This is a genomic window from Streptomyces exfoliatus (assembly GCF_000725545.1).
GTDB lineage: Bacteria > Actinomycetota > Actinomycetes > Streptomycetales > Streptomycetaceae > Streptomyces > Streptomyces exfoliatus.
In genome coordinates this window covers 22249-40759 of record NZ_JNZP01000005.1, presented here as the reverse complement: position 1 = coordinate 40759, position 18511 = coordinate 22249, and the positions used below count along the sequence as shown (strand labels likewise).

Annotated in this window: 11 protein-coding genes, 3 tRNA genes, 2 pseudogenes and 1 riboswitch; of the genes and pseudogenes, 13 read left to right on the top strand and 3 right to left on the bottom strand. The window is 73.1% G+C overall.

Annotation, left to right across the window (positions count from 1 at the left end):
- Window position 1: 1 nt before the first annotated feature.
- Window positions 2–75 (bottom strand) — tRNA-Asp (locus tag IO20_RS0107555).
- Between the two features lie 39 nt (window positions 76–114).
- Window positions 115–187: transfer RNA gene (locus tag IO20_RS0107550), tRNA-Glu, on the bottom strand.
- A gap of 104 nt (window positions 188–291) precedes the next feature.
- Here IO20_RS0107550 and IO20_RS0107545 point away from each other — a divergent pair.
- From IO20_RS0107545 to IO20_RS0107505, 9 genes and pseudogenes are all read left to right on the top strand, one after another.
- Window positions 292–642: a metallopeptidase family protein gene (locus tag IO20_RS0107545; RefSeq protein WP_030221363.1), complete on the top strand. Its 351-nt coding sequence runs from the start codon at window positions 292–294 to the stop codon at window positions 640–642.
- 99 nt (window positions 643–741) lie between these two features.
- Window positions 742–1458 carry a hypothetical protein gene (locus IO20_RS39520; RefSeq protein ID WP_157850748.1) on the top strand — a complete coding sequence of 239 codons (717 nt, stop codon included), beginning with the start codon at window positions 742–744 and terminating at the stop codon, window positions 1456–1458.
- A 197-nt stretch (window positions 1459–1655) separates the two neighbouring features.
- Window positions 1656–3858: pseudogene (locus IO20_RS36310) on the top strand (DEAD/DEAH box helicase).
- 247 nt (window positions 3859–4105) lie between these two features.
- Window positions 4106–7219 carry an FG-GAP-like repeat-containing protein gene (locus tag IO20_RS37465; RefSeq protein ID WP_169749642.1) on the top strand — a complete coding sequence of 1038 codons (3114 nt, stop codon included), beginning with the start codon at window positions 4106–4108 and terminating at the stop codon, window positions 7217–7219.
- Between the two features lie 151 nt (window positions 7220–7370).
- Window positions 7371–7444: transfer RNA gene (locus IO20_RS0107525), tRNA-Lys, on the top strand.
- Window positions 7445–7673: 229 nt separating this feature from the next.
- Window positions 7674–8378 (top strand): ABC transporter ATP-binding protein, encoded by a 705-nt coding sequence (locus tag IO20_RS0107520; protein WP_037634875.1) that lies wholly within the window; start codon window positions 7674–7676, stop codon window positions 8376–8378.
- The gene (locus IO20_RS37460) at window positions 8375–10639 is read left to right on the top strand and encodes a hypothetical protein (protein WP_051874429.1); all 2265 of its coding nucleotides are present in this window, start codon (window positions 8375–8377) and stop codon (window positions 10637–10639) included. Before IO20_RS0107520 ends, IO20_RS37460 begins: the two co-directional genes overlap by 4 nt.
- Window positions 10640–10824: 185 nt before the next feature.
- A complete protein-coding gene (locus IO20_RS0107510; protein WP_211270352.1) occupies window positions 10825–12267 on the top strand; it encodes a diacylglycerol/lipid kinase family protein in 1443 nt (480 codons plus the stop codon).
- Window positions 12264–12890 (top strand): phosphatase PAP2 family protein, encoded by a 627-nt coding sequence (locus tag IO20_RS0107505; RefSeq protein WP_051874428.1) that lies wholly within the window; start codon window positions 12264–12266, stop codon window positions 12888–12890. The genes IO20_RS0107510 and IO20_RS0107505 overlap by 4 nt, the downstream gene beginning before the upstream one ends.
- 7 nt (window positions 12891–12897) lie before the next feature.
- Here the strand turns inward: IO20_RS0107505 and sigJ are convergent, their stop codons facing one another.
- Window positions 12898–13836, bottom strand: coding sequence for an RNA polymerase sigma factor SigJ (sigJ, locus tag IO20_RS0107500; RefSeq protein ID WP_030549589.1), 939 nt, complete (start codon window positions 13834–13836; stop codon window positions 12898–12900).
- Between the two features lie 310 nt (window positions 13837–14146).
- Between sigJ and IO20_RS0107495 the strand changes: the two are divergent.
- The 4 genes and pseudogenes from IO20_RS0107495 to IO20_RS0107480 all read left to right on the top strand — a co-directional run.
- Window positions 14147–14431: pseudogene (locus tag IO20_RS0107495) on the top strand (pyridoxal-5'-phosphate-dependent protein subunit beta); the annotation flags it as partial.
- On the top strand, window positions 14428–15636 hold the full coding sequence (locus tag IO20_RS0107490) for an MFS transporter (RefSeq protein WP_030549587.1): 1209 nt from the start codon (window positions 14428–14430) through the stop codon (window positions 15634–15636). The pseudogene IO20_RS0107495 and the gene IO20_RS0107490, both read left to right, overlap by 4 nt.
- 138 nt (window positions 15637–15774) lie before the next feature.
- Entirely contained in the window at window positions 15775–16989 is a 1215-nt protein-coding gene (locus IO20_RS0107485) for a PP2C family protein-serine/threonine phosphatase (RefSeq protein WP_030549586.1), read from the top strand.
- Between the two features lie 201 nt (window positions 16990–17190).
- Window positions 17191–17336, top strand: a riboswitch (cyclic di-AMP (ydaO/yuaA leader).
- 11 nt (window positions 17337–17347) lie between these two features.
- A complete protein-coding gene (locus IO20_RS0107480; RefSeq protein ID WP_030549585.1) occupies window positions 17348–18484 on the top strand; it encodes a M23 family metallopeptidase in 1137 nt (378 codons plus the stop codon).
- The last annotated feature ends 27 nt before the right edge of the window (window positions 18485–18511 follow it).

Sequence of the window (18511 nt, the reverse complement as noted above, 5' to 3'; positions counted from 1 at the left end):
GCGACTCTGACGGGACTTGAACCCGCGACCTCCACCTTGACAGGGTGGCGAGCTAACCAACTGCTCCACAGAGCCTTGCTTTGTGCGATCACTAGTCTCGCACACAGTAATGCGTACCCCCAACGGGATTCGAACCCGTGCTACCGCCTTGAAAGGGCGGCGTCCTGGGCCACTAGACGATGAGGGCTCTAGACCCACCATCGCGCTTCTCAGCGCGTCGGGGACGTGAGAAGCATATGGGATCCCGGCCGCTATCGCCAAAACGGTTTCCCGGCGGGGGAGAATGGGCGCGTGCTGGAGATGACGCGCGAGGAGTTCGAGGAGCTTGTCGCCGAGGCCTTGGACCGGATCCCGCCGGAACTGACGCGGCTGATGGACAACGTCGCGGTGTTCGTCGAGGACGAGCCGTCCCCGGACGACCCGGAGCTGCTCGGGTTGTACGAGGGGACGCCGCTGACCGAGCGCGGGGAGTGGTACGCGGGCGTGCTGCCGGACCGGATCACGATCTACCGGGGGCCGACGCTGCGGATGTGCGAGTCGAAGGAGGACGTGGTCGCGGAGACCGAGATCACCGTCGTCCACGAGATCGCCCACCACTTCGGCATCGACGACGAGCGGCTGCACGCCCTGGGTTACGGCTGAGCCGAGCGGGCGCGCGGGGGCCGTGTCCCTTGTGGCGCCTGGGGAGTTGGGCAGCGCGACGCGTTCTGTTCCTGCCTGCTGTCCTCTGGAGGTGCCCCCGTGCGCCATTTGCCCACCCCGGTGCGATGGGCCGCCACCGCGCTGGCCGTCGCGGCCTGTGCCGGTCTGAGCGGCTGTATGAGTGTGAGTGACGAGGGGGCGAAGCCGGCGCCCGGCGCGTCCGGCGCCAAGCGGGGCGTGGCGACCGGTTCGGAGAGCGGCGGGTCCGGAGCCCCGGACGGCGGCGGCGACTCCTCGAACGGGTGGCAGGGCGGCGCGGGCGGAACGGCGGCGGCCGGCGCGGGTACGGAGTCCCCGGTGCCGAGCGGCTCCCCTGCGGGCACCACGAAGCCCTCCCCGGGCGCGGTGATGCCGGTGGAGGGCTCCGGCGGCCGCGGCGGCTCGCCGAAGCCGCAGCCGACCGGCGGGGGCCAGAACGGTTCGTCCGGCGGTGCGGGCGGCTCAGGAGGCAGCGGGAACGGCGGGAACGGCGGGAGCGGGGACGGCGGCGGCGGGAACGGCGGCGGGGGCAGCGCCGGAGGCTCCGCGGGTGCGGGAGGCGGCGGATCCACGCCGACGCCCGAGCCGACGGTGCCGACCCCCGAGCCGACCCCGGAGCCGACGGTGCCGACCCCCGAGCCGACCCCGGAACCGACCTCGAATCCGACCGATCCGCCGTCTCCCGGACCCGACACCCAGATGGGTGGCGTGCGGGCGGCGGGCGGGCCGGGAGCGCCCGCGGAGCCGACGGCGTCTCCGCAGGTCGGACCGGTGTGACGGAGTCCGGTTTGCCATAGGTGGGGGAGGGTGCGTATGGTGGTAGATCGTTTGATCCCATTGCCCGGCGCCGACACAGAAGAGCGCCGTGTGGCGCGTACTCTCCCTAGCCGTGGCTGACCGCATTGAGGCGGTCGATTTGCGAAATCACGGAGTTACGGGCGCGTGCCGAGACTCCGGAAGGTTTCGCATTTCGCATGTCCATTTTCAGTTCTGACCACGCCGTCATGCCCGAGAACGACGAGATCGTCGAGGCCGTCGAGGCCTCCGAGACCGTCGAAGCCATCGTCGAGGCCATCGACGCCATCGAGATCATCGACGACGCCATCGAGGCGCTCGACGACGCCGACGCCGCCGACGCCGCCGACGAGGAGCCGTCCGAGCCCACCGTCACCTTCGGCGACCTCGGTCTGCCGGAGGGCGTCGTCCGCAAGCTCGCGCAGAACGGCGTGACCACCCCCTTCCCGATCCAGGCGGCGACCATCCCGGACGCCCTGGCCGGCAAGGACATCCTCGGCCGCGGCCGTACCGGCTCCGGCAAGACCCTCTCCTTCGGTCTCCCGCTGCTCGCCGGTCTGGCCGGCGGTCACACCGACAAGAAGAAGCCCCGCGGCATCATCCTCACGCCGACGCGTGAGCTCGCGATGCAGGTCGCGGACGCCCTCCAGCCGTACGGCGACGTGCTCGGCCTCAAGATGAAGGTCGTCTGCGGCGGTACGTCGATGAGCAACCAGATCTACGCCCTGGAGCGCGGTGTCGACGTCCTCGTCGCCACCCCGGGCCGTCTGCGCGACATCATCAACCGCGGCGCCTGCTCGCTCGAGAACGTCAAGATCGCCGTCCTCGACGAGGCCGACCAGATGGCCGACCTGGGCTTCCTGCCCGAGGTCACCGAGCTGCTCGACCAGATCCCCGGCGGCGGCCAGCGCATGCTCTTCTCCGCCACCATGGAGAACGAGATCGGCACCCTGGTCAAGCGCTACCTGACCGACCCCGTCACGCACGAGGTCGACAGCGCGCAGGGCAACGTCACGACCATGACCCACCACGTCCTCGTCGTGAAGCCGAAGGACAAGGCGCCCGTCACGGCCGCGATCGCCGCCCGCAAGGGCCGCACGATCATCTTCGTCCGCACCCAGCTGGGCGCCGACCGCATCGCCGAGCAGCTGTGCGACGCCGGTGTGAAGGCCGACGCGCTGCACGGCGGCATGACGCAGGGTGCCCGTACCCGCGTCCTGGAGGACTTCAAGAAGGGCTACGTCAACGCGCTCGTCGCGACCGACGTCGCCGCCCGAGGCATCCACGTCGACGGCATCGACCTGGTCCTCAACGTGGACCCGGCCGGCGACCACAAGGACTACCTGCACCGCTCGGGCCGTACCGCCCGTGCCGGCCGCTCCGGTGTCGTGGTCTCCCTGGCCCTGCCGCACCAGCGCCGCCAGATCTTCCGCCTGATGGAGGACGCGGGCGTCGACGCCTCGCGTCACATCGTCGGTGGCGCCGGTGCCTTCGACCCCGAGGTCGCCGAGATCACCGGTGCCCGTTCGCTGACCGAGGTCCAGGCCGACTCGGCGAACAACTCGGCCAAGCAGGCCGAGCGTGAGGTCGTCGACCTGACCAAGCAGCTGGAGCGCCTGCAGCGCCGCGCCGTCGAGCTCCGCGAGGAGGCCGACCGCCTGGTGGCCCGTGCCGCCCGCGAGCGTGGCGAGGACCCCGAGGCCGCCGTGGCCGAGGTGACGGAGGCCGCCGAGGCCGAGATCGCCGCCGCCGCCGTGGAGGCCGAGCGCGCCGCCGCCCGCGTCGAGGAGCAGCGCCGCGAGGAGCGTCCGGCCGCCCGCGACGACCGGGGCAACTACGAGCGCCGCGAGCGCGGTGGCTTCAACCGTGACGACCGCGGTGGCGACCGTGGTGGTTTCCGTGGCGGCGACCGCGGTGGTGACCGTGGCGGCTTCCGTCGCGACAACGACCGTCCGTCCGGCGGCTTCCGCCGCGACGACCGTCGGTTTCCGTCGGGACAACGACCGTCCGTCCGGTGGTGGCTTCCGTCGTGACGACCGTCCGTCGGGTGGCTTCAACCGTGACGACCGCGGTGGCGACCGTGGCGGCTTCCGCCGCGACGACCGCCCCACCGGTGGCTTCAACCGTGACGACCGTGGCGGCCGCTCCTTCGAGCGTCGCGACAACGACCGTCCGGCCGGCGGCCACCGTGGCAGCGACCGTCCGTTCAACCGCGACCGTCGTGACGACCGTCCGGCGACCGGCGGCTTCCGCCCGGCCGGCGGCGACCGCCCGTACGGCCGTCGTGACGACCACCGCGGCACCGGCTCGACCGGTTCCGCCGGCGGCGGCTCCTCCTTCGGCCGCCGTGACGACAAGCCGCGCTGGAAGCGCAACGGCTGATCCGCAGTGAGCAGCCGTCGGCGACCGCGCTGACGGCCGGCAGCTGAACGGACCTCAGGGCCCGCCCCGCACCTCGGTGCCGGAGCGGGCCCTGAGGCGTTTCCGTACATGTGCCCCTGAGTCGTACTCGCGTGCGACGGACGGGATACGCTCAGGCCGTTGACGTGGTGAGGAGTGCCGGCCAGGGGGCCCGGCGGAGGCTCCTCCCCGTATCCCGCACATCAGGTTGCCCTGGGGAGGGACCTCTTTGTCTCGTTTCGCACGCGTGCGGCGTCCCCGCGCGCGTATCGCCGTCCTCGCCACCGCGCTCGTCGCCACGGCGGTCGGCCTCTCGCCCGCCGTGGTCGCCCAGGCCTCGCCGGTCGTCGGCGTGGACCAGCTGGACATCGCGCCCAACTGGCGGGGCCTGCCCCGGCAGCAGACCGTCACCGCCGTCGGCCCCACGGGGTACGTGCACGAGACGGAGGACCCCGACCGGCCGTACGGCGGGGAACTGGAGTGGACGGACTTCACCGACCCCGCGAAGAACACCGGGCTGGGGTACGACAAGGGAGCCGTGCCCTTCGCGAGGTCGGGCAACGGCGGACGCTATCTGTACGTCGAGCCGGGCCTCGGCCTCCACGCCGTGCGTGACCTGGAGACCGGCACCGAGCGGCCGTTCGACATCCCCACCGACACGAGTTACGTGGGCCTCGTCGGCGACGTCCTGCTCTTCCGGCAGGGGGCCTCCGCCGCGACGGGCACGAGCGGCGGCTACCACCTGGTGCGCGCCGACGACCCGAACGGGACCCGCACGCCCGTCACCGGCTGGCCCACGGACGCCAACCTGGAACAGGCGCAGCTCGCGGCCGGCGACGGCTCCACGGCCGTCCTCCGCTTCGCCCGGGGCGTCGACCCGTACGCGTACGGCTTCTCCGACCTCGGCCTCGTCGATCCGGTCACCGGACGGATGACCGTGATCCCCGCGCCCACCGCGACCGGCAACGCGCCCGTGGCCCCGGTGGCGCTGAGCCCCGACCGGATCGCCTGGATCGACGGCAGCCGCACGGTCCACATCCGCGAGCGAGCCGCCCTGACCGGCCCCGAGCGGACCCTCGTCCTCCCCGAAGGCCTGAGCACCGCCCGCATCGCCCTGGCCGGCGACTGGGTCCTCGCCCTCGGCCAGGTCCCGGGCATCGGCGCGTCCTTGCAGCGGAAGCTGGTCGCGCTGCACCCCGACAAGCCCGCGCAGACGCTTCTGACGGGTGCCGAGGCGGAGCTCACCCAGATCGCGGGCGGAGGCGTGGCCGTCGTCGGCGGCAGCTCCGCCACCGACTGGTCCCTCCTCAAGGCCGTCCCGGCGAAGGACGGTGGCGCGCCGGTCCTGGAGAAGCTGCGCCGTGTGGAGCCGATTCCGGCCGGGGTGGCGTCGCTCGCCCTCGGCGCGGGCCGGCTCTCCACCCTGGAGCTGAGCACCTCGAAGGGCAGCGGCTTCTACGCAAGGACGCTGCCCGTCGGGCCGATGCACACCGGTGATCCGCAGCCGGTGTGGGCGGGGGCCGAGACGAAGCGGCTGAGGAACACCACGCCGCTGTTCGACAGCGGGGACGGCCGTACGGTCTACCTGGCCCAGGACGACTTCAAGCCGCTGGAGGTCACCGCCCGTACGTCCACCGGACAGGTGAGCCGGGTCTCCACCGGCGAGACCGACGGACGGATCGTCGACGCCTTCGGCCCGCGGGCGGTCTTCACGGGACGAGGCAAGACGCTCGTCGTCGACCTCGACGCGCAGACCGTCGTCCGCGAGCAGCCCCAGACGGCGGCGGCCCTCTGGGGCGCCACCCTGTACGCGGGCACGGCGACGGCGGGCGAGGTGGCGCGCACCGACCTGGCCACCGGCAAGGACCTCGGCAAGGTCACGACCGGCGTGGCGTGCGTCCCGACGGAGCTTCAGGCGGCCGCGGGGCGCTGGCTGTACTGGGGATGCGGACCGAGCCAGCAGCGGGGCGTGATCGACCTCAGGACGGGCACGAAGGTGCCCTTGGCCCTGGGAACTGCCGACGGGTCCCTGCTCGGCGACGGCTACGTCGTCGACCGGGACTCCGCGTCGTACCTCCGGCTCACCGACCTCACCTCCAAGGACTCTTCCGGCAAGCCCGTGGTGCGCAGGCTCGTCGACTCCGAGCCCGTCTCCGGCGCCCGCCGCGAGTTCTGGACCGTCGACCGCTTCGGCGGGGCCGTCGCGTACAAGGACCGCCACCACCTCCTCCATGTCGTGTGGCCCGGCGTTCCGACCTCCGACCTCACCGCCGCCTCGGCGAAGGTTCCGGCCGGCATGCGGCCGCAGGACGGCTGGAAGGCGTCCTGGGCGCTCTCCAAGCCCGCGTCGATCTGGCAGCTGACGCTGCGCGACCGGTTCTCCGGGAACGTGATCCGCAGCCTCGGGGCGTACGAGACCCGGGGCCGCGTCGACGTCTCGTGGGACGGCAGGACGGCGGCGGGCCAGACCGTCGTGAACGGCACGTACACCTGGCACCTGGCGGCCGGTACGGCCGACGGGCAGGGCAGGGACCTCTCCCTGACCGGCACGATCACGGTCACCGGCGGCAAGCCCGCCTGGCGGGACATGGCCGGGAACGACACGCAGGGTGACCTTCTGGCGATGGACACGGCGGGTCTGGTGTCCCTGTACAAGGGCAACGGGTTCGGCGGTTTCGCGCCGCGGACCGCGGGCACGGGCACGGCGTTCGCGACCACGTCCGTCCTGGTGCCGTACGGCGACGTCGACGGCGACGGCTGCGCGGACGTCCTCGCCCGCGTGGGCGACCAGCTGCGGGCCTACCGGCCGGGCTGCGGGAAGGTGGTCTCGGCCTCCTCGCCGTACACGCTGATCGGTTCGGGCTGGGGACAGTACGACGTCCTGACGTCCCCGGGCGACGCCAACGGCGACGGGTTCACCGACCTGATCGCACGCCAGACGTCGACCGGTGACATGTACTTCTACGCGGGTACGGCCGACCACCGGGTGAAGAGCCGGGTGCGGATCGGCACCAACTGGAAGCTGTACAAGAAGATCGTCGGCGCCGGGGACATCAACCGTGACGGGCGCGGCGACCTGCTGGGCGTGGACGCGGACGGCGGGCTGTGGCGGTACTACGGCACGGCGACCGGCGGCGTGACGGCACGGGTGAAGATCGGCACCGGCTGGGGCATCTACTCGTCCGTGGCGGGCGTCGGCGACATCTCGGGTGACGGCTGCCCGGACCTGGTCGGCCGCGACAGCGCGGGCCGGCTGTACAGCTACGACGCCACCTGCGGCGGCGCGTACCGCTCCCGCTTCCTGATCGGCGGCGGCTGGAACGCCTTCAAGTCCCTGTTCTGACCGCGATAACCCTCCCGCCCCACCGCGGGCCCGGCCACCTTGCCCGGGCCCGCGGCCCGGCACCCGGCACGGCGCACCGCGCGGCCCGTGTCGGATACCCGATCGGTTCAGGGAATCTCTCGGGCTATGCTGCACGGGTGTGCTTGTCCACGGGCCGTTAGCTCAATTGGTCAGAGCAGCGGACTTTTAATCCGTTGGTTGTGGGTTCGAGTCCCACACGGCCTACGTGTGGCGGGGGAGGGGAAACCCTCTGACCTGCAGGGGAGCGCCCCGACCGGTTTCCACCGGTCGGGGCGCTCCGTCGTTCCCGGCCGGACCGCGCCGGTCGGCCATTCTTCCGGCCGCAGTGCGGCTGATGTGACGGACATACGGACGGGCGCTGGCAGTTCTCGTTTCGCTCCGTGAGGGTCGTGTGACCGTCACTCCCGAGCGGCCGGCACAGTGAGGACAGCACGTGGACAAGGCACACGGCACGGAGAACAGAGAACCGGTCCTGGAGATTGCGGGGCTGGAACACTCGCTCGGCGCGCGGAAGCTGTTCGACGGACTCTCCCTGACCCTGCGGACCGGTGAATCCGTCGCGGTGACCGGACCGAGCGGATCCGGAAAGAGCACCCTGCTGTCCTGTGTACTCGGCATGATCAAGCCGACGGCGGGATCGGTGAAGGTGACGGGTACCGACATCGTCGGCCTACGGTCCGGGCGCCTGGCCGCGTTACGCGCCGACGCGATCGGCATGGTCTTCCAGTTCGGTGAACTCCTGCCGGAGCTGAGCCCGTTGGACAACGTGATGCTGGCGGCGCTCCTCGCCCGCGCCGACCGTCAGGGCGCGAGGGACCGGGCGCGGAAGCTCCTCGACGAACTCGGCGTACCGGACGCGGAGACGAGCGAGGAGCTGTCCGGCGGCGAGCGGCAGCGGACCGCGGTGGCCCGCGCCCTGATCAACGAACCCGCCCTGCTGCTCGCCGACGAACCGACCGGAGCCCTGGACACGGAGACGCGCGACCGCACGGCCGAGCTGCTGTTCGGCCTGCCCCGGCGCCACGCCTGCGGGCTGCTCGTGGTGACCCACGATCCCGGCATCGCCGCACGCGCCGACCGTACGCTTCGCCTCGAAGAGGGTGTGCTGAAGCCGGTCTCCTCCGGGGCGTCCGCGTGACGCCCGCCGGGGACGGCGCGCCGCTCGCGCGCCGGCTGCTCGCCGTCGGGGGTGTGGCGGGCCGGCGTGCCGAAGCGGGCGGCGTACGGTTCGTCGCCCTGCTCCTCTCCACGCTTGTCCTCGCGCTCAGCCTGGGCGGCCTCGTCGCCGTACACGCGGTGTACGCGGGCAAGGAGGAGCGGCGAACGGCCAGGACGCCCGTGGCTCCCGAGGAGGCCGGGGAGCGGGCGGCCAACGCGACGGCGTGGCTGGTGGGTTCCGACACGCTCGACGGCGAGCGGCAGTTCAGCGTCGTGTACCTGGCTCCGCACAAGGGGGACGCGCCGCTGCCGCCCGGCCTTGACCGCTGGCCGGAACCGGGCGAGGCCGTCCTGTCGCCGGCCCTGCGGGAGGCGGGCGCCGCCGAGGACATCGACCACCGCTACGGCCGGCTCGCGGGCACGATCGGCGAGGACGGCCTCGACGAGCCGTCCGAACGGCTCGCCTACGTCCGCCCGCGCGACGGCCTCAGCGCTGAACCGCCCACCAGCCTCGTCACCGGGTTCGGGCCGGCGGCCCGAGGCGTGTCGACGTCCCTGGAGCCCGGAACGGGCCGGCTCGACGACAAGCCCGAGTGGATGTTCCAGGCCGCTGTCGCCGGCCTGCTCGTCCTGCCGGCCGCGGCCCTGCTGGTGGTGGCGGCGCGCACCGGCGCGCACACCCGTGACCGCAGGAGCGCGCTCGTCACCGCACTCGGCGGACGACGCCTCGACCGCGCCCTGATCGCCGTCGGTGAGGCCGGGTCGCCGGTCGTCCTCGGGGCGGTCGTCGGTGCGGCGGTGGTCGCCGCGGCGGTCCTGTTCGACACGCGCCTTCCTCACACCGACTACATCCTCTCCTCCGCCCACTTCCGCCCCTACGCCTTGCCCGCCCTCCTCGCACCCCTCGTCGCGCTCCTGATCGTCCTGACGACCGTGGTGCTCGCGGACCTCGCGCCCCGCCGGGGCGCCTCCGGAACCCGGCCACGCAGGACGTCCCGCAGCACCTGGCTGCCCCGCCTGGCCGTGCTGTGCCCCCTCGCGATCATCCTGGCGGTGCGGGGCCCCGACCTCTTCGCGGCGGATGCCGCCCTGCGCACGCTCACCAGTTGGGTCGGCATCGCCGCCACGGTTCTCACTCTTCCCGCCGCCCTCGCGACCGTCACCGCCAAGGCCGGACACCTGCTCACCCGCCGCGCGCGGGCGCACGGCCTGTCCGGAACGCTCGTGGCGGGCCGCCGCACGAGTACCCACCCCGGCGGGACGGCCCGGCTCCTCACCGGCATCTCGATCGCGCTCATCCTGTTCTTGCAGGCCATCGCGTGGCAGGGGCTGTTCGGGTCACAGGCCGCCGAGGCCCGGCAGAGCCTCGACCGTGTCGGCCGCAGTGTCGTCACCGTCGGCATCCGCGAAGCGACCGCGGCCTCCGTGACCGACTTCCTCGCCGGAGCGCCGGCCACCGAGGCCGTCCTGCTGACCCCGCCCGGCGAAGGTCGCGCATCACGCCCGATCCTGCACGGCGACTGCGCCGCCCTGACCGAGCTGCGCCTGCCGTGCCCGGCGCGCGAGGCGCGCGTCGACGGGCTCACGGCGACGGACCCGAGGCTGCGCGAACTGATCCTGTGGACGCACCCTCTGGATCCGACGGATCCGACGCTGCTGATCCGCCGTACCGATGCCCGGACGCTTGCGGAACGTGCCGCTTCCGACGGTGAGGGCGGCGGCGTCCTCGCCGTTCTGCGGTCCGACGGGAAGCCCCTGTCCGTACCCGCCCTCAAGCGGTTGTCGCACGAGGTGTTCCCGCGCGGCGCGGCAGTCATGGCGCCGGGCGAGGACCAGTTCACCGCAGGCGTCCCCAACCGCGACCAGGGCCGCTGGAGCGCCCTGTTCGGCATGGTCGGCATCACGGTGCTCGCCTTCACCGCGGGCCTCGGTGCCATGGCGGAGTTCCTGCGGCAGGGCCGCGCGCTCGCACCCCTGTCCGTCCTCACCGGAGGGCTGCGCGTCTTCCGTACGAGCGCCGCGTGGACGGTCCTCGCCCCGCTGGCCCTCGCCGGAATCGCGGGCACCGCGGTCGCGGCCGCGCTCGCGTCGCCGGTCACCGCGAGCGGCGAGTCGTACATCACGGGAGGGCTGATCCTGGCCACGGCCGGGGTCGTCCTCGTGGTCAGTGTGCTCCTGTGGCTCTGGGCCTCCCGCGTCGCCGTCCGGCAGGCACGGAGGTGGCGCCCCGGCGGGGACTGACTCACCCGTCAGGCCCCATCCCGACCTCTCGTTCGTCGGTCGGGGTTCGAGCCCCGCACGTCCTTGTTCCGGGGTGCGGCGGTCGACCCGGTCGTCTGTGCGCGCATCCTCCCGGGCGCGGTTCGCGTCACTCTGGACGAACCTGGAACATGGCGGAGAGCTCGGAGGTGGGGACGGTGACGGTGATGGTGAGTGGGTCCGGTGATCCGGTGGCGGGGGCCCGGCGGCTGGCCCGGGGGGCGCTCGCCGCGGCGGCAGCCGCCGTGTTGTTCCTGTTGACCGGTCTCGGTCACGGCGGGCTGGTGGTCCTGCTGAGCGGGGTCGTGGGGCTGGTCTGTTCGGCCGCGGGGATCTGGTGGTTCCTCGCCCACCGCGGGCCGCTGCGCGCGTTCGGCGGCCTGCTCGCCGTCGGCGCGCCCGTCGCGGTCCTCACCCTGTACGTCGTCGGGGGCCTCTGGCTGACCGCGCTCGTGGCCCTCGGCCTGTGGGGCGTGGCGCTGTTCTGTGCGCGGGCAGCCCTGCGCCGGCCCGTGGGCGAGCGGGAGTCGACGCGTCCGAGCGGGGAGCGGCGGCCCCGGCCGCGCCGGCCCGTGCTGATCATGAACCCCAAGTCCGGGGGCGGGAAGGTCGCCCGGTTCGGGCTCGTCGAGCGCGCCGAGAAGCTGGGCGCCCGGGTCGTCCTCCTCGACCCGTCCGCCGAGACCGATGTCACCGCGCTCGCCCGCAAGGCGGTGTCCGAGGGCGCCGACCTGCTCGGTGTGGCCGGCGGCGACGGTACGCAAGCCCTTGTCGCCGCCGTGGCCGCGGAGTACGACCTGCCGTTCCTCGTCGTCTCGGCCGGCACCCGTAACCACTTCGCCCTCGATCTGGGCCTGGACCGCACCGACCCGGCGAGCTGCCTGGAGGCTCTCGTCGACGGCGAGGAACTCCGGGTCGACCTGGGTTCGGTCTCCGGGCGGCCCTTCGTCAACACGGTCTCCTTCGGCGTGTACGCCGATGTCGTCCAGCACCCGGACTACCGCGACGCGAAGGCGGGCACCGCGCTGGACCTCCTGCCCGATCTGCTCCAGGGCGGTGAGGGCGACCGCCTCGACGCGATCGCCGACGACCGCCGGCTGCCCGCCCAGCAGGCGCTCCTGGTCAGCAACAACCCGTACGCGGCGCCCGATCCGTTCGCTGCCGCCGCCGCCCGGAGACCGCAGCTCGACGGGGGCGAGCTGGGGGTGATCGCCATCCGGGTCGACGGGGCGGCCCAGGCCGCGGAACTGGCCGTACGGGGCACCCAGGCGGCCGGTCTGAACGTCCTCACGGCCGCCCGGGTCGAGGTGACGGGGAAGTCCGTGGGAGTGGGGAGCGGCAATTCGGGAACCGGGTCCGGTGGGTCCGGTGGGTCTGGTGAGGCCGGTGAGGACGTTGGGCCCGGTGCGGACCGTGGTCTCATTCCCGTCGCCGTCGACGGTGAGGCGCTGATCCTGCCCACTCCCGTCGTCTGTACCCTCCGCCCCGGCGCCCTGCGGGTCCTCGTGCCCCGTCACCGGCCGGGCGTCATCGAGCCCCAGCCGCCCATGGACTGGCGGCGCATCACCCGACTGGCCTTCCACCATCACTCCCCGAGGAGCGGCACATGACAGGGACGAGCACCACGACGAACAGCACGGGCCCCCTCCGGGGGGTCCTCAGGGACCTCCGGGCGATCGACGGGGCCGTGTACGCCGCCGTGGCCGCGACCCCCACGCCCACGCTCGACACCGGGTTCCGCAGGCTCTCGCACACGGCCGACCACTCCAAGATCTCGTTCGCCCTGGCGGCGGGGCTCGCTCTCGTCCCCGGTCGGCCGCGCCGGGCGGCCCTCGTCGGGGTCGGGGCCATCGGCGTGGCCTCGGCCGCGGCGAACCTGCTGGGCAAGCGTCTGGTGCGCCGCCGGCGGCCGGACCGGGAGGCGGCCCGGGTGGTGACGGGCCGGCACGTGCCGATGCCCGACTCGGCCTCGTTCCCCTCCGGGCACACCGCGTCGGCGGTCGCCTTCGCCACCGCCGTGGGAGTGGTGCTGCCGCCGGCCGCCGTCCCCCTGCAGGTCCTGGCGATGGCCGTGGGCTACTCCCGGGTCCACACCGGGGTGCACTACCCGGGCGACGTGGCCGCCGGCGCCGTACTCGGCATGGCGAGCGCCGTCGTCTCGCTGGCGGCCGGAGCCTCCCTGTCGGCCGCCAGGGGGACGTCGGTCACCGGGCCGGCTGTCCGCAGGGCGTGAGGGGGCGTCAGTAGGTCGCCCTCGCCAGGTCCTCCTCCGAGAGGTCGAGCGTGGCGAGCCGCTCCGGGTCCGCCAGGATCTCGAGCCCGACGATCCGGTCCCCGGCGATCGTGAACGACATGAGCACGGCCGGACGTCCGTCGACGACCGACAGGTACGCGGGTGCGCCGTTGACCACGACCGGCAGCGCCGCCTGCTTGAACTTCGCGTACATGAGGGCCTGCGCGATGACGGCCTCCGCGCCCCTGACGATCTTCGAGACGGCCGCGAGGGTCCTGCCGCCGTCCGCCCGAAGCACCACGTCCGGGTCGAGGACCGCGAGCAGCCCCTCGAAGTCACCGCCGCGCGAGGCGGCGAGGAAGGCGTCGGCGATCTCCCGCTGCCTGCGCGCGTCGGGACCGGCGGCCGGGGTGGCGTCCCGCACCCGGCGGCGGGCGCGGCTGGCGAGCTGGCGGGTGGCCGCCGGGGTGCGGTCCACGACCTCGGCGATCTCGTCGAAGGAGACGGCGAACATGTCGTGCAGGACGAACGCGAGCCGCTCGGCCGGTGACAGGGTCTCCAGGACGACGAGGAGGGCGAGGCCGACGGACTCGGTGAGCTCGGCGGCGTGTTCGGGGTCGGTGCCGTCGACGACCCGGACGACCGGGTCGGGGACGTGGTACTCCAGCGGGTCCTCGCGGCGCGAGCCGCGGGAGCGCAGCATGTCGAGGCAGACGCGGCCGACGACCGTGGTCAGCCAGCCGCTGAGGTTCTCCACCGCGCTGACGTCGCTGCGGCTGAGCTTGAACCAGGTCTCCTGGACGGCGTCCTCGGCCTCGCCGAGCGAGCCGAGCATCCGGTAGGCCACCGCCCTGAGGTGGCCCCGGTCGGCCTCGAAGCGCCGGGCGAGCAGGTCCTTGTCGTCGAGGAGTTCCCCGCCCAGGAGGTCCTTGTCGTGGTGGTCCATTCGTCGATCTCCCCGTTCGCGGTCCGTCTTGCCGTCTCGCCGTCATGCCGTCATGCCGTCATGACGGATGGAATCCCGCCCATGTGACACGGTCGTGGCGGTGTTCGGTGGCTCGTTCAGTCCCGAGGCGTGAGATCCGCGCCGCCTTGTGGAAGGCGCCGGGGATTCCCCGGCCGATGGCCCGGACCGCCGTGGATCAACGCTTCAGCGCCGTGATCTCCGTCCGTAGATTGATCACCATGACGACGACAACGACGCAGGTCAACCCGGTCAACGCCGTACTCCGCACCCCGCCGGCCTCTCCCGCCGCCGCGGCCTGGCCTCGCGCCAGTTCGCGACCGGGGGCTGGAGCGTGGGAGCGGTCGCGCTCGTCGCCGGGTGGCTGGCCCGTACCCGGCCGCGCGGGACGCGGATCGCGGCCGTCTTCCCCGACGGGCCGCAGCGGTACTTCGACACCGTCTTCAACGACGAGTTCTGCGCGGCGCACGGCCTTCTCGACGGGCCCGTACGGGAGGACCCGGCCGGGTACGAGGCGGGGGCGCCCGTCGAGGGCTGGACCCGCAAGGCCATGGACCGGGCGGAGCCGGCCCGTTGAGCACCACGACGACCACTCCCCGGGGCGGGGTGTGGAAGCAGAGCCGTACCTTCGAACCGGCCGTACGGCTCCTCTTCCTCAACCAGCTCACCATCAACCTCGGCTTCTACATGCTGATGCCGTACCTGGCCGCGCACCTCGCGGACGGGCTCGGCATGGCGGCCTGGGCGGTCGGCCTCGTCCTCGGCGCCCGGAACCTGTCCCAGCAGGGCATGTTCCTCGTCGGCGGGGCGCTCGCCGACCGGCTCGGCTTCAAGCCGCTCATCGTGGCCGGCTGTGCGCTGCGGACGGCCGGCTTCGGAGCCCTCGCGTTCGCCCAGTCGCTGCCGATGCTGATCGCCGCCTCGCTCGCGACCGGTCTCGCGGGGGCGCTGTTCAACCCCGCCGTGCGGGCCTGTCTCGCCGCGGAGGCCGGGGAGGAGCGGAGGGTCGAGGCCTTCGCCCTGTTCAACGTGTACTACCAGGCGGGCATCCTCCTCGGGCCGCTCCTCGGGGTGGCCCTGACGGGGGTGTCTTTCCGGCTGACGTGCCTGGTGGCGGCGGTGCTGTTCGCCCTCCTCACCCTCGTACAGCTCCGGTACATGCCCGTAGGGGGAGGGGGGACCGCGCCGGCGGGGAGTGAGCGGGGCCAGTTCCGTACGGTGCTCGCCCACCGCACCTTCTGGCTGTTCTCGCTCGCGATGACCGGCTCGTACGTCCTGTCCTTCCAGGTCTATCTGGCGCTGCCGCTCGCGGCGGGCGGCACGGGGCTCACGACGGCGCTGTTCGTCGTCTCGGCTCTCGTCGCGCTGGTCGGGCAGCTGCGGATCACGGCCTGGTGCCGGCGCCGGCTGAGCCGGGAACGGTGCCTGGTCCTCGGTCTCGGGCTGATGGGCGGGGCCTTCCTGCTCCCCGCGGCCCTGGGCAGGGGCCCGGTCGGGCTGCTGCTGTGCGCGGCGGTCCTGGCCGTCGGGAACGCGGTGCTCTACCCGTACGAGATGGACACCGTCGTCGCCCTGGCCCGGGGGCGATGGGTGGCCACCCACTACGGGCTCTACAACACGGTGTGCGGGATCGGGATCACCCTCGGGAACCTGGGGACGGGCGCGCTGCTCGACGTGGCCGGCTGGTCGGAGGTGCCGTGGCTGGTGCTGTGCGCGGTGGGTCTGGGGTGCGCGGCGGCGATGGCCCTCCTCGCACGGGGCGGGCGCCTCGCGGAGGACTGAGCCTTCCCCTTCAGGGGGCCGCCGCCCGGTCCGTACGCCAGTCGGCCCCGTGGGAGTCGCCGCCCCCCGCGGCGGCGGCCACCCTTGAAGGGCGCGGTGCGGACCGCGCCGGTACGGACCGGGCAGGAGAGAGCACAGGTGGGGCACCCCCTAGGAGCGGTCGGCGGTGGGCGGCGGCGGGACGGCGAGGGCCGCCGGTCGTACGGGCGTGCCCGGCGGTTCATCCGCGCCCTGCCGCCCCTGGTCATCGTCGGCGGGGTCGTCTTCGACCTGCTGACCCCGCCCGCGTACACCGCGGCGCCGCTCTTCTCCGCCGCCCCGCTGATCGCCGCGCCGTTCTTCTCCACGCTCACGACGCTCCTCACCGGGATCGCCGCCGTCCTCGCCTCCGTCGGGCTGCACCTCTACAACGGCACCGCCACCGAGATCCCGACCCTCACCGAGACCCTGACCGTCCTCACCGTCTCCGCGCTCGCCCTCCTCATCAGCCGGGTCGTGCGCCGCAGTGGCGAGCGGCTCGCCTCGGCGCGGGTCATCGCGGAGACCGCGCAGAAGGCCGTGCTGCCGACTCCCGCCGAGCGGATCGGCGGGCTGCAGTGCGCGGCCCGTTACGAGGCGGCGCAAGCGGACGCGTTCATCGGCGGCGACCTGTTCGCCGTCCAGGACACCCCCTACGGGGTGCGACTCGTGGTCGGCGACGTCCGGGGCAAGGGCATGGAGGCGGTCGAGGCCGTCGCCATCGTCATCGGCGCCTTCCGCGAGGCGGCCGAGCAGGAGCGCAACCTGGAGGGCGTGGCGCGGCGCCTCGAACGAGCCCTCGCCCGCGAGGGCACCCGGCGCGACGGGCTCGACGCCTTCGAGGGGTTCACCACCGCCGTCCTGGCCGAGATCCCGCGCGGCGACGGGAGCGGTACCTTCGACGGTTTCGTACGGGTCGTCAACCGCGGGCACCCGCCCCCGCTGATGCTGTACGCCGACGGGCGTCTGGACACGCTCGAACCGACCGAGCCGGCGCTGCCGCTCGGCATGGGCGATCTGGCGACGTGGCCGGACCGGGCCGAGGGGCGGCCGTTCCCGCCGGGCGCGACGCTGCTCTTCTACACCGACGGACTCACGGAGGCGCGGAACGCGGCGGGTGTCTTCTACGACCCGGGGGAGCGCCTCGCCGGCCGGATCTTCCCGGGGCCCGAGGAACTGCTCGACGCGCTCGTGGACGACGTACGACTGCACACGGGCGGCGGGTCCACGGACGACATGGCGCTGCTCGCGCTGAGCCGCCCGGCGGCGGGGCAGCCGGAGCGGCGCCGGACGATGCCGGTGGTGCCGCCGAACGGATCCGGTCACGGGCCGTAGTCGAAAGGTGTCCCTGCGATAACAATTGACATAACGTCAGATCGCGGAGGTTTGCGCGGCCCTTACTGAAGGGGGGTCAACTCGGGCTATTCTCCCCCAATTCCATGAATGATCAAGAGGAACGGCTTGGAATCGGGACCCCCTGTCTATTAACGTTCGATAACGCAGTGCGGTCGTCCCAGCCGTCGCAAGAGACGGCACCGTGCGCACGCGCCGAATCCTGAAAAGGAACCGGGGAACCACTACTTGGGGTGAATCGGGCCCTTCGCACCTGTGCGACGTGCTCGTAGGAGACCTTCCTGCTCCGAACCCGTCAGCTAACCCGGTAGGCGAGAAGGAAGGAAAGGAGCGCGCCCTAGTGGCGTCCAACACTCCCGTACCCGAAGCCCCCTTCGATGCCTTCGGTGGTGGTGCGGGTCCCGCCGCCCCGGACACCGAGTGGAACCCCAGCGAGGAGTCCCTCCGCGCCCAGAGCCGCTCCGGCGGCCGGCACCGGGTCGTCAAACAGCGCTCCAACTTCGCCCGCTCCTCCACCGTCCTCGGCGTGGGTGTCATCGCGGCCGTCGGTGCGGGCGGCCTCGCCACCGCGCAGGACAAGCCGCCGGTCGCCATATCGCTCCCGGACCTCCCGGACCTGGGCCTGCCGGACGCCCACGACCTCCCCGGCGTCGGCGACCTCCTTTCCGACACGGACACGGAGATGGAGACCGCGAGCGCGGCCGGCTCCAACCCGAACCCGCTCACGGCCGCCACGTACACCACGCCCGACACCGGGCAGGGCGCAACGGCCGGGCAGGGCGAGCCCACCGGCCTCACCACCGGCACCGCCGACGCCGGCGAGGCCCTGCGCGCCCGCATCCTCCAGCAGGCCGAGCAGCAGCAGGCCTCCGCCGACGCCGCCGACATGGCCGCGGCGGAGAAGGCGGCCGCCGAGAAGGCCGCCGCGGAGGCCGCGGCCAAGGCCGACGCCGCGGAGAAGGCGGCCGCGGAGGCCGAGGCGGAAGCCAAGGCCAAGGCCGAAGCGGAGGCCAAGGCGAAGGCGGAGGCGGAAGCCAGGGCGAAGGCCGAGGCCGAGCGCCTCGCCCAGCTCGCCGCGAGTTACTCGATGCCGCTCTCCTCGTACTCCCTCACCGCCACCTACATGCAGTCCGGCTCGATGTGGTCCTCCGGCTACCACACGGGCCTCGACTTCGCCGCGCCCACCGGCACCCCGCTCAAGGCGGTCCACGGCGCCACCGTGAAGTCGGCCGGCTGGTCCGGCTCCTACGGCTACCGGATCGTCCTGGAGCTGGAGGACGGCACCGAGGTCTGGTACTGCCACCTGTCGTCCATGACGGTCGGCGTCGGCCAGACCGTGGGCACCGGCGAGACGATCGGCCGCGTCGGCGCCACCGGCAACGTCTCCGGCGCCCACCTCCACATGGAGGTCCACACGCCCGGCGGCGACGGCATCGACCCGGCGGCCTGGCTCCGCTCCAAGGGCCTCTCGGTCTGACGGGTTCCCGTCGCGGAATAGCTCCGG